Here is a 12,527-nt window from a genome sequence, read left to right as displayed (position 1 = left end):
AAAAAATCCAACAGCGCATCAGCTGTTGGATTTTTGTTCGGAGACGCCTTCAGGGAGCCAAACCATAGGATTTTCTCCTAAATCTCTCTCGACATCATAAGTAAGAGGTTCAAACCCCATTTTTTCCCAAAAACCTTGTGATTTTATTCGTGAATTAGTCTTGATTGGAAGGCCGAACTCTTTTGCGAAATCTACGAGAATCTTTCCATAGCCTTTCAATTGATAGTTAGGCAATACTTCCAGTTTCCATAGCTCCAAGTATGATTGAGGAGGATTGAAATACAAATCATATTTGCTGTCGCGCTGATATAGGCTCATACGGGCAACTAATTTATCTCCGTAATAAATTCCGTAAAATGGAGAAACGCTGTCATTTTCGACAATATTAGCTTGCAGATCTTCCAGCATTGACAGTTCTTGGACACCGTACTCTTTGAACTTTTTAAACTCTTCCAATGTCTTATAGTTTACCTTTAATCTCTCTACAGTGGTGTTTGCCATGGCTAATTCTCCCCTTTTAGTGAGTGTTTTCATTATATAAGGTTGTTTTCGTAAACATTGGTGTTAAAATCTTACTGCCGATTTTAACGTGAAAATACCTATTTTGCGCGTTGAAATGAAGTATCCAGGCTCTTTTAGAACTGAAGTTTCCGCATAGATTGCATAAATTATTCTGTTTTAATTCTTAAAGCAACAAACTTTGAGAAAAGAGCCTTATATAATAATAACATTTTTGTGAAAGCGTTTGAAAATCCTTGTTTTTAAAAAGGTGCATTACGCACGTGGTCAAAGGATTTACTATTATTATATAACAAAGTGACAAAAAATTCTGCACATAAATTTAGGAAGCGTTTACAATAGGAGAAGGATATTCTCGAAATTTGTAGAATTAAATTAAATAGGGAGAGCTGAGTGCAGGCGATCCAGTATTAATAATCAATGAAAACATTTTCAATTAAACGTCGTTATTTTGTCAGGACGGCAGGAAAGGGGTCATGAGGTGCGCAAAATACTTATTGCGAATCGTGGAGAAATAGCTTCTAGAATCATTCGGACCTGTAGAAACATGGGGATCCAAACAGTTGCAGTGTACTCTGATGCTGATGAAGGAATGCCATTTGTGAAAGAAGCGGATGAAGCATATCGAATCGGTGAGGCACAAGTAAATAAATCATATTTAAATATGGATGCAATCGTTGAGACAGCTCTAAAAGCAGAAGCAGATGGGATTCATCCCGGCTACGGACTGCTTTCGGAAAATGCCCAATTTGCTCAAAAAATCATTTCCAATGGTCTTACATTCATTGGGCCATCCCCGGATACTATTGAAAAAATGGGAGATAAAATCACTTCAAGAAAATTGATGCAGTCAGCAGGGGTGCCGGTTGTTCCTGGAACCCACGGTATTGCTGATATCGAAGAGGCAAAGGCTGCAGCACTTGAAATAGGCTACCCTGTCATGCTAAAGGCAAGCGGCGGCGGCGGCGGGATCGGTATGATTCGCTGCAATGATGAACAAGCGCTCATTCAGCATTTCGCTTCTACTAAAAATAGGGCCAAAGCCTATTTTGGTACAGACGAAGTGTTTATTGAAAAATGCATTGAAGATGGAAGACATATCGAGGTCCAGATCTTTGGAGACAAACATGGAAATATCGTACATCTCTTTGAACGTAATTGTTCGGTCCAGCGAAGAAATCAAAAAGTGATTGAAGAAGCGTTGTCGCCGAATCTTAGCCAAGCTACGAGAGATAAGATGTATGATGCTGCCCTCAATGCTGCAAAAGCAGTCCGTTATGAAAATGCGGGAACAGTGGAATTCATCGTTGATCAAAATGAGAATTTTTACTTCTTGGAAATGAATACAAGGCTTCAAGTGGAGCATCCGGTAACAGAGGCGTTGACGAAACTGGATTTGGTCAAATGGCAAGTTGCTGCTGCGAGAGGGGAAAAGCTTCCATTGATGCAGTCGGAAATTCAGGCAGATGGGCATGCAATGGAATTCAGGGTGTATGCAGAAGATCCGGATACTTTCTTCCCTTCACCTGGGACAATCACTTCATTGAAGTGGGGAGATTCAGAGTATGCCAGAGTGGATTCCGGCTATGAATCCGGCTCAAAAGTGACGCCTTTCTACGATCCGATGATTGCCAAATGCGTCATTTGGGGCGAAACAAGAGAGACATGCCTTTCAAATGCATCTGCGTTTTTTAAAGAAACAAATGTAGAGGGGATCAAAAATAATATTCCTCTCTTTAAAGACATTCTGGAAAATGAAGAGTTTCAAAAAGGAACATACAGTACGAAATTTATTGAACAATTAAAATCCATCAAGAAATAATTTCAGGAGGGAATCACTTATGAAAGAATTAACAGCGTCAATGGCAGGCACAGTATTGAATGTATTAGCAGGCAGCGGGGAAGAGGTTGCAGCAGGTCAGGCAGTCATTATGCTTGAATCGATGAAAATGGAAATTCCGGTAGAGGCGTCCCAGGATGGGAAAATAGCTGAAGTGAAAGTGAATATCGGGGATTTTGTAAACGAAGGCGACGTTTTAGTTACATTTGAATAGGCTCTTTTTTTCAAAGTTTGTTGCTTTACCCTTTAAAGCAGGATCACTTATACAATAAAAATAACGTTTTTAGCTAGAAAAGAGCTGGATACTATATTGCAACGCGCCGAACAGCTAATTTCGCGTTAAAATCGGCAGTAAGGTTTTAACAAAAATGCTTACGAAATCAGCCTTTAAATAATAGTATTGAATCGAACTCGAACTAAAGGGGGAATGGAAATGACTGCCTCAAAGACACTCGAGCAGACACTCCATGATAAGCGCCGGGAAATCGCAGCTGGAGGACAGCCGAAGTATCATGAGAAATTGAAGGAACAAAATAAATTATTTGTAAGGGAGCGTCTGAATCTCCTTTTTGATAATGGCAAATACGAAGAAGATGCCATGTTTGCCAATTATGCAGCAGGAGATCTTCCTGCTGATGGAGTAGTGACAGCCATTGGGGAAATCAATGGCCAAACGGTTTGTGTAATGGCCAATGATTCTACCATCAAGGCTGGTTCGTGGGGAGCCAGGACAGTTGAAAAAATTATCCGCATTCAGGAAACAGCTGAAAAGCTGAAAGTTCCGATGCTTTATCTAGTAGATTCTGCTGGAGCCAGAATCACGGATCAATTAGAGATGTTTCCGAATAGAAGGGGAGCAGGGAAGATTTTTTATAATCAAGTGAAAATGTCAGGGATGATTCCTCAAATCTGTCTGCTCTTTGGACCTTCTGCTGCAGGTGGAGCCTATATTCCTGCCTTTTGTGACATTGTTATCATGGTTGAAAAGAATGCTTCCATGTATTTGGGTTCACCGCGCATGGCTGAAAAAGTCATTGGCGAAAAGGTTTCCCTTGAAGAAATGGGCGGTGCAAGGATGCATTGTACGGTAAGCGGCTGTGGTGATGTTCTTGTTCAAACGGAAGAAGAGGCAATTCATCAGGCGAGGACGTACTTAAGTTTCTTCCCTCAGAATTTCAGTGAAAAGCCTCCTGCTGCAGAAGGTATATCTCCAAAAGCAGGAAGGACGCTTGAAGAGATTGTACCTGAAAATCAAAATGCCCCATTTGATATGTACGAAGCGATTGATGCACTTATAGATGATGAGAGCTTCTTTGAAATTAAAAAACTGTTTGCTTCTGAAATCATTACTGGATTGGCGAGGATTGACGGTAAACCTGTAGGGATTATCGCGAATCAGCCAAAAATTAAAGGCGGGGTATTATTCGTAGATTCAGCCGATAAAGCAGCGAAATTCATTACCCTGTGCGATGCGTTCCACATCCCGCTTCTATTCCTGGCGGATGTTCCAGGGTTTATGATTGGGACTAAAGTGGAGCGTGCAGGTATTATCAGGCATGGGGCAAAATTGATTGCCGCCATGAGTTCAGCTACGGTTCCAAAAATATCTGTCATTGTAAGAAAAGCTTATGGTGCAGGCCTATATGCTATGGCAGGTCCGGCATTTGAACCGGATTGCTGCATTGCCCTGCCAACGGCGCAAATAGCTGTGATGGGTCCAGAAGCGGCAGTTAATGCAGTATATTCCAATAAAATTCAGGCGATTGAAGATCCAAAAGAGCGAATTGCATTTGTGCAGGAAAAACATAAAGAATACAAAGAGCATATTGATATTTATAAATTGGCGTCGGAAATGATCATTGATGAAATTACTGCCGCTAATGAACTAAGAGATACATTGATCACCAGGTTCAGATATTACGAATCAAAAGAAATGCCTTTTGGCTATCGAAAACACCCAGTCTATCCTGTATAAAACGAAAGCCGGTCCTTTAAGGATCGGTTTTCTGGTTTTTGGGTGAAAAACATCAAATAAATATCAATTTAGGCTCTAATTTATCAAATAAATTAGAGCCTACGTTTTTATTGATTTATCAATGTTTAAAGCCTATTAAAAATCGATTTAGAGAACGTTTTAGAAATCAAATTTTTCATTGTACAGCAGTTTCTGTCTGTAAGTTATTTCCTATGCTAAAACCGGTGCTGTTTTAATGATTATTTCAAGTTCAAATTATAAGATGTCTTGTCGTTCATCGGAGTAAACAGGAAAAGTAAAATAAGCGGAAATTTTTCTGCTAAATGTAGAATGGAGGTCGTTTTGGGTTATATAAGGGAAAGTTTTCCGGTTATGCAAAGAAGATTCCTCTATTTCCGAATTTTTCGAGTCAATAGTCGGAATTTATCCGTTTATTTAAGCCTTTTTTATCAATAATTACTAATTAAGCGGAATTTGTCCGTCTGTTAATCTGCTCAGGTGTCTAACCTGCCCCGCCCAACTAATGTGGAAATCAGCCGTTTTTTATCAACAAGATTATTAAGATTATTAAAAATGGTACTCATAACGGCACTGTACATGACGGAAGGTGATGTTCATTTTGCCTTCTTTTTTCTATTCTAATTTAGTATTAATTAGTGGTGATATTTAACGTGCTAAAACCCGTTATATTTGCTATTTGCACTTCAAAACCAAGTGAGGATCGGGTTTTCTGGTTTTTGCTGTTATTTTGAGATTTTTTACCCGATAAGTAAGTTATGAATTATCTTAAAGGTTGTGATACGATTATGGAAAGAATTTCATGTGGAGAGGTAAAAAATGACTATTGGCATAATTGGCGGAGGAGCCACCGGACTTTTGTTCAGCTGGTATTTATCAAGGCAGAATCCGTTGAAGATTTTTGTCCGGACAAATAATCAAGCAGAGAAAATAAATGATAATGGAATTACCTTATATAAAGCTAAGGAACCCTGGACTTCAAAAAGTATGACAGCGAGTTCATCCTATGAGGGATTAGAAGACTGCGGAGTTATCTTGATTATGGTAAAACAATACCATTTATCGGGGATACTCCCTATACTTTCAAAACTTCCTAAGGAGATTCCGCTGGTATTTCTTCAAAACGGACTAGGTCACCTGGATGATGTCAATGAGCTTCCTAATGAGAATATTTTATTAGGGACCATAGAACATGGTTGTCAGAGGATCGATTCCGACAGCGTGAGACACAATGGTACGGGCTTGACTAGGATTGCTCCTTTAAAAGGCGATGTTGTTCGACTCAAAAGCATTCTTAAAGATTATGATGAGGATTTCCCTATTTCTTTTGGCGATTCGTGGAAACAAATCCTTTATAAAAAACTTATTGTCAACGCCGCCATCAATCCCCTTACAGCTGTATTGAATGTACCTAATGGCTCGTTGGTGGATAACCCTTACTTTAAAAAACTGCTTCATTCCATCCTAGAGGAAATCATCCCCCTGTTCCCAGAAGTTGATGAAAAAGAAATGATGCAAAATGTAGTGGGAATTTGTGAAAGTACCAAGGAAAATCGGTCTTCCATGCTGAAAGATATAGAGGCAGGAAGAAAAACAGAAATAGATGCCATAATGGGTTATTGTTTGAAGCAGGGTGAGCTGCTTGGACATCAAATGGCATTCAGCAGATTGATCTATGAAATGGTGAAGGGAAAGGAAGTAGAGCAGGGGGGATAAAATGGGGGCGTTTTTTTCAAATGTGGCTGCGGTTTTCATTATCATGCCGTTTTTAGGATATTTGGCCGCATTCATCTTAATCAAACAATTTTCAAAAAATCATAAAAAAGCAGTTCATTCGGCCATCGATTTCACTACCTTTTTATTATTCTTGTCCGTCCATTATACGATAGTTGCCATTTGGAAAGAATCCTATATTTGGCTATTATGTTTATTCGCCCTTTCTGTTGGGGTAGTATTTGTCGTCATTTATTGGAAGGCTAAAGGGGAAATCATCTTTGCGAAAGTTTTAAAAGGTTATTGGCGTTTGAATTTTGTCATTTTTATCATTCTCTATATTGTTTTACTGATTTATGGTCTGACAAACAGCCTTGTACAAGGGCTGTCTTGATTGGTGCAGGCAAGATTTTTTCTTTTCTAAGTCTAAAATGCTATACTCTATGAAGATAAAATCAAGAGACGAGAAAGGGAGTACATGACTTTATGGAACTGGTAAACATTTCGATTCCGGCTGCAAACCAGTTTGCCTCGCACTATCTGCAGCAGACAAAGCCAGTTGTAGATTTTTTTCATTACAATTTAATGAATCCAACTTTATATAAAGATAGGCTTAATGATTTATCGAAGAGAGAGTTCAAGCGCGAGGAGCTTGCTGACTGTATCAAGATGTATATGGAGCCGTTTGCAAATTCGCCGCAGATTCAGGAATCCCTAAGAAAATTAAAACATCCTCAATCCTCAGTCGTGATAGGTGGCCAACAGGCTGGTGTCCTCACGGGTCCTTTATATACAATACATAAAATCATTTCCACCATAAAACTTTCCAAGGAGCAGGAAGAGGAATTAGGTTCACCCGTTGTCCCAGTTTTTTGGATTGCAGGGGAAGACCATGATTTTGCTGAGGTTAACCATGTTTATGCGGAAACTGACAGGAAATTCAAGAAGATTTCCATGCCTTTTGCGCTTGATGAGAAAATGATGATTTCTGATGTTCCTGTCGAACAGGAAGATATGAAGAAATGGATCAAAAAGGTCTTTCAAACTTTCGGAGAAACTTCCTTTACGAAAGAAATGGTTTCGTTTCTTAATGAATGTATTGAAAGATCCATCAGTATGGTGGACTTTTTCTCCCACATTGTCGCCAAGCTGTTTCATTCGTATGGTTTGTTAATGATTGATTCAGCGTATCCCGGCCTGCGGAAATTAGAGCTGCCATTTAACAGCATGCTGATTAAGGACTTTGAAGAGATCACTTCAAGCGTCCTCTCCCAACAAGTGAAAGTGGGGGAAGCTGGTTTCCCAAAAACGCTCGATATAGGTAGAAATGCAGTAAATCTCTTCTATTATGAAGACAAGGAACGCGTGCTGCTGGAATACGACGCTGAAACAAAACGTTTCATAGGAAAAAACGGAAGTATTTCTTTTACAAAAGAAGAACTTCTTCAAAAGATTGAGGAAAAGCCTGAGCGGATAAGCAACAATGTGGTGACACGCCCGATCATGCAGGAACTGCTTTTCCCTACAATGGCATTCATTGCGGGACCTGGTGAAATTGCTTACTGGGCTGAGCTGAAAAAAGCATTTGAACAAATGGATATGAAAATGCCCCCAATCGTTCCCAGACTCAATATCACGCTATTAGATCGAGCTGTTGAATCTGAAATTGAAGATTTGAAAATGGACGCATCTAAAGTCCTCCGTTCCGGTACGAATGAAGAAAAAAAAGCCTATTGGAATGGGGTAAAGGACCACAGAATGGAAGAACTCCTTTCTGAAACAGAAAGCTGGCTTTCGAAACAATATGAAATGCTAGAAAAACGTGCAGACCAAATCGATCCTGTTCTTAAAGCGTTGACTGACAAAAATCTTGCTTTCCATTTAAGCCAAGTGGAATTCCTGAAAAGGAAAACAACCATGACGATACAGCAGAAGCATGATGTCCTGCTGGAGAAATACGATCGGATCGAAAGGGCGCTCCGCCCAATGAATTCGCCGCAAGAGCGAATTTGGAATGCATTCTATTTCTTCAATAAATATGGTTTTACACTAATGGATCAACTGATGGAACTCCCATTCGAATTCGATGGAACACACAAGCTGATCAAGCTTTAATCCAAAAACCGGTGCCTAAATAGGTGCCGGTTTTTTGTCTTTTCTTCATGAAAAAGAAAGTTTGCTGTCAAATTGGTCGGGAATGTAGTAATAATACTCGAATAACAGCTAAATATATCGCACGAAATTAGCCTCATAAAAGAGGAATTTTTATAGAAGAAAAGGAAATAAAAAATATGTGGTGAAAAGTGGGGGGATGTGGTAAGGTTGAGTTAGAAAGTGGGGGTAATGGGTATGTTCATGGGGGAATATCAGCATAACGTTGATAATAAGGGGAGATTGATCATCCCTGCTAAATTCAGAGACTACCTCGGAGAATCTTTTGTTCTTACCAGAGGCCTAGATCAATGTTTATTTGGCTATCCCATGTCTGAATGGGCATCCGTTGAAGAAAAATTAAAAGCTCTCCCCCTCACTAAAAAAGACGCAAGGGCATTTACCCGTTTTTTCTTTTCAGGCGCAACTGACTGTGAATTGGACAAACAGGGGAGAATCAATATTCCCTCTACACTTCTCGGCTATGCTCAACTGGAAAAAGAATGCGTAATAGTAGGCGTTTCCAATCGGATTGAGATTTGGAGTAAGACATTATGGGAAGACTACTTTATAGAATCTGAAGAATCATTTGGTGAAATTGCAGAAAACTTGATTGGGTTTGATCTTTAAAATCTGATATTAGCTGCAATGATTCGATTGGAAAGGTGAAGAAAATGTTTCAACATACTACAGTATTACTAAAAGAAACGGTCGACGGCCTTAATATTAAGCCGGATGGCATTTACGTGGATTGTACCCTTGGTGGAGCTGGCCACAGTGAATACTTGCTTTCCCAACTTTCAAAAGAAGGCAAGCTTTATGCATTTGACCAGGATGATACCGCCTTGGAGCATGCGAAAGAAAAATTGGCCAAATATGAAGGACAAGTCACATTTATTAAAAGCAACTTTAAATACATAGCAGAAGAATTAAATGCCCGTGGCGTGCATGAAGTGGATGGCATCCTTTATGATCTGGGTGTTTCATCTCCTCAGCTGGATACTCCCGAACGAGGGTTCAGCTACCATCATGATGCTCCTCTCGATATGAGAATGGATACACAAGGCGACGTTTCCGCTTATGAAGTGGTCAATCATTGGTCCTATGAGGATTTAGTGAGGATTTTCTTCCGATATGGAGAAGAAAAATTTTCGAAGCAGATTGCCAGGAAAATTGAAGCTGCGAGAGAGAAGGCTCCGATTGAAACTACTTTTCAGCTGGTGGAATTAATAAAAGATGGCATCCCTGCACCTGCCAGGAGAAAAGGCGGACATCCCGCTAAGAGGATATTCCAAGCCATCAGGATTGCTGTCAATGATGAACTGGGAGTGTTTGAAGAATCCCTGAAAAGTGCCATCGAATTGATTGGCAAGGGTGGACGAATAAGTGTCATTACTTTCCATTCTCTCGAAGACCGAATCTGTAAAAGCATTTTTAAAGAAGCAAGTACAGGACCGGAGCTTCCTCATGGACTCCCGGTGATCCCTGATGAATATAAACCTGAATTAAAATTGGTCAATCGAAAGCCGATCACTGCAAGTGAAGAAGAATTAGAAATGAATAATCGGGCAAGATCCGCAAAACTGCGAATTGCAGAAAAAATATAAATTAATTGGGAGGGGAAACAATGGAGAATTTAGCTCGTAAAGCAGAAAGGAATTATGTACAGCAGGAACGCCCAGCGGTCAAACCGAAACATGCTCCTGCAAAAAGAAGGGGAATCACCCCGGGGGAAAAAATCCTTGGGATTTTGTTCATGGCATTCATCTGTGTGGTAGCAGTCAAAATGGTTTCTACCCAAGCATCCATTTATGGTGTCAATAAGCAGATCCAAGATGTTGAAAGCCATGTTCAGGAACAAAAGAAGTCCAATGCTGACTTGAAAATGCAGGTCGGGGAGTTAAGCCGATTTGAACGCATCAAAAAAGAAGCGAATAAACTGGGCTTAAAGCTAAATGAAGACAATGTCAAGGTTGTGGATAAGAAATGAGATCCACAAAAGTAAATAGGAATGTTGGAGCAGCGGTATTATTTTTAATATTCGGCCTGCTCTTTTTTGTATTGATAGTGCGCTTCCTTACGATTCAAATCACTGGGGAAGTAGATGGGAAAGTCATGGCAGCGAAAGCAGCTCATAAATATCTCCGTACAGATGTCTTGGATGCTCATAGGGGGACTATTTACGACAATAACGGAGAAGTCATCGCCGAGGATGCTGATTCCTTTTCCCTTGTAGCCATTCTCGATCCGAAAATGACTACTGATGCCGATAACCCCCGGCATGTCACAGATCCCAGAAAGACTGCGGAAGTACTCTCGAAATACATAGATATGAGCGAAGATGAAATCTATGACCGACTCACACTTAAAGGGCGTTTCCAAGTGGAATTCGGCACGGCAGGAAGAGATATTTCCGTTAGTGAGAAAAAGAAAATAGAAGCTGAAAAGCTCCCTGGAATTACTTTTAAAAGGGATTCCAAGCGCTTTTATCCAAATGGAGTCTTTGCATCACATTTGATTGGATATGCCCAAACCGAAGAAGGGAAGGATGGGAAATCAAAAACTGTCGGTAAAATGGGGCTTGAAAAGAGCTTCAACTCTGTTCTATCGGGCAAGGATGGCAGCATCCAATACGAAAGTGACTTGTGGGGATATCTGCTTCCGAATAAAAATGAAATGGTGAAGAAACCTCAAAATGGATCGGATATTTATTTGACCCTTGATAAAAAAATCCAAACATTCTTAGAAGATTCCATGAATGAAGTGGAAGAAAAGTATAAACCAAAGAGAATGCTTGCCATTGTAGCGGATCCGAAAACAGGAAAAATCCTGGCAATGGGACAACGGCCAACTTTCCATCCTTCCACACGGGAAGGGATTGGGGAGAATTGGCATAATGAAAATGTTGAAGCGCAATATGAACCAGGATCGACCATGAAGGTCTTCACCCTTTCTGCAGCAATCGAGAAAGGTGTTTTCCACCCAAATGAAAAATATCAATCTGGTACGTATAAAGTGGGACAGGTACCGATAAGGGACCACAATGGAGGAGTCGGCTGGGGTAAAATTCCATTCCTTGAAGGGGTGCAGCGTTCATCAAACGTTGCTTTTGTAAAACTTCTTGAAAAAATGGGCGACGACACCTTCAGGGATTACCTTGATCGTTTCGGATTTGGGAAGCCTACAGGAATCAATTTGCCACATGAAGCTTCTGGAAATATTCTGTTCCATTACCCGATTGAAAAAGCAACGACTGCATTCGGGCAGGGGACGACTGTCACCCCATTGCAATTGATTCAGGGGATGACGGCAATCGCCAACAACGGGACAATGATGAAGCCCTATGTAGTTGATAAAGTCGTTAATCCAAATAACGGAGAAGAAAAAATAACACAGCCAGAGGTTGCAGGGCATCCTATCAAACCGGATACGGCAAAAGAAGTTCGTGATGTTCTTGGGACAGTCATAACAGCCGAACATGGGACCGGGAAGGGCTATGCCCTTGATGGCTATTCTGTGGCAGGAAAAACGGGAACCGCACAAATACCCGATCCAAATGGTCCAGGATACCTGACCGGCTGGGACAATTATATATTCTCCTTTATCGGGATGGCACCGAAAGACGATCCCAAATTGATTATGTATGTTGCAGTCCAACAGCCTCAATTGGATGATGAAACATATGAAGGCGGTTCTGTGCCGGTTTCCATGATTTTTAACCCTGTAATGAAAAGCAGCCTTCAATACATGAATATCAAGCCCGAGAAGAATATTGATGCCAAAATGGCAAAAGTCCCTGATTTGGTTGGGGGCAGCGTAGCTAACTTGCCAACGTCGCTTAAAGAAAATGGGATTGATGTTGTAGAAATCGGAAGCGGAGCAAGAGTGACGGATCAGCTTCCGAAGGCAGGTCAAACCCTTCTGGCCGGTGAGAAACTGGTACTTAAGACGGATGGGGAAATCCATTTGCCTAATATGACGGGCTGGTCGAAAAGAGATGTTCTCAAGATCTCTCAGCTTGCTGATCTAAAGTTGAACATGGTTGGCAACGGGTATGCTGCCAACCAGAATTTAAAGCCGAATTCGCCGGTTTCAGCAGGTGATCAGCTGGTGGTCAATTTTATGACTCCTCAGGAAAAAATGGCGAAGGATAAAGCTGAAAAAGATAAGAAAGATAATAAAGAAGACAAAACGCCCCAGGATTAATGGGGGAATCAGAACAGGCTGGCTTGAGCGGGATTTTATGCTCGGGCCAGCCTGTTCTATTGCCTTTCGTACAAGCATAAACTAAAAACGAGCCTTATTTGAGAA

At 40.7% G+C, this 12,527-nt stretch carries 11 protein-coding genes; 10 read left to right on the top strand and 1 reads right to left on the bottom strand.

Annotated features, from left to right (window positions below; genetic code table 11):
• Positions 1–18: 18 nt before the first annotated feature.
• Positions 19–501 (bottom strand): N-acetyltransferase, encoded by a 483-nt coding sequence (locus tag DFR59_RS01095; protein ID WP_114743783.1) that lies wholly within the window; start codon positions 499–501, stop codon positions 19–21.
• Between the two features lie 499 nt (positions 502–1,000).
• Between DFR59_RS01095 and DFR59_RS01090 the strand changes: the two genes are divergently transcribed.
• The 10 genes from DFR59_RS01090 (at position 1,001) to DFR59_RS01045 (ending at position 12,422) form a co-directional block, all read left to right on the top strand.
• A complete protein-coding gene (locus tag DFR59_RS01090; protein ID WP_114743782.1) occupies positions 1,001–2,341 on the top strand; it encodes an acetyl-CoA carboxylase biotin carboxylase subunit in 1,341 nt (446 codons plus the stop codon).
• Between the two features lie 19 nt (positions 2,342–2,360).
• Positions 2,361–2,573, top strand: a complete 213-nt coding sequence (locus DFR59_RS01085) for a biotin/lipoyl-binding carrier protein (RefSeq protein WP_114743781.1) — start codon at positions 2,361–2,363, stop codon at positions 2,571–2,573.
• 219 nt (positions 2,574–2,792) lie between these two features.
• On the top strand, positions 2,793–4,334 hold the full coding sequence (locus tag DFR59_RS01080; RefSeq protein WP_114743780.1) for an acyl-CoA carboxylase subunit beta: 1,542 nt from the start codon (positions 2,793–2,795) through the stop codon (positions 4,332–4,334).
• Between the two features lie 837 nt (positions 4,335–5,171).
• Positions 5,172–6,068, top strand: coding sequence for a 2-dehydropantoate 2-reductase (locus tag DFR59_RS01075; RefSeq protein WP_114743779.1), 897 nt, complete (start codon positions 5,172–5,174; stop codon positions 6,066–6,068).
• A gap of 1 nt (position 6,069) precedes the next feature.
• Positions 6,070–6,459: a DUF3397 domain-containing protein gene (locus DFR59_RS01070; protein WP_114743778.1), complete on the top strand. Its 390-nt coding sequence runs from the start codon at positions 6,070–6,072 to the stop codon at positions 6,457–6,459.
• 92 nt (positions 6,460–6,551) lie between these two features.
• Positions 6,552–8,180: a bacillithiol biosynthesis cysteine-adding enzyme BshC gene (bshC, locus tag DFR59_RS01065; protein ID WP_114743777.1), complete on the top strand. Its 1,629-nt coding sequence runs from the start codon at positions 6,552–6,554 to the stop codon at positions 8,178–8,180.
• 234 nt (positions 8,181–8,414) lie between these two features.
• A complete protein-coding gene (gene mraZ / locus DFR59_RS01060) occupies positions 8,415–8,846 on the top strand; it encodes a division/cell wall cluster transcriptional repressor MraZ (RefSeq protein WP_114743776.1) in 432 nt (143 codons plus the stop codon).
• 44 nt (positions 8,847–8,890) lie between these two features.
• Complete coding sequence (gene rsmH, locus DFR59_RS01055) at positions 8,891–9,823, top strand: 16S rRNA (cytosine(1402)-N(4))-methyltransferase RsmH (RefSeq protein WP_114743775.1); 933 nt, start codon at positions 8,891–8,893, stop codon at positions 9,821–9,823.
• A gap of 20 nt (positions 9,824–9,843) precedes the next feature.
• On the top strand, positions 9,844–10,206 hold the full coding sequence (gene ftsL, locus DFR59_RS01050; RefSeq protein ID WP_114743774.1) for a cell division protein FtsL: 363 nt from the start codon (positions 9,844–9,846) through the stop codon (positions 10,204–10,206).
• Entirely contained in the window at positions 10,203–12,422 is a 2,220-nt protein-coding gene (locus DFR59_RS01045; RefSeq protein ID WP_114743773.1) for a penicillin-binding protein, read from the top strand. Before ftsL ends, DFR59_RS01045 begins: the two co-directional genes overlap by 4 nt.
• Positions 12,423–12,527: the final 105 nt, after the last annotated feature.

It is taken from the genome of Falsibacillus pallidus, assembly GCF_003350505.1.
Classification (GTDB): domain Bacteria; phylum Bacillota; class Bacilli; order Bacillales; family DSM-25281; genus Falsibacillus; species Falsibacillus pallidus.
This window is presented reverse-complemented; position numbering and strand designations above follow the sequence as displayed.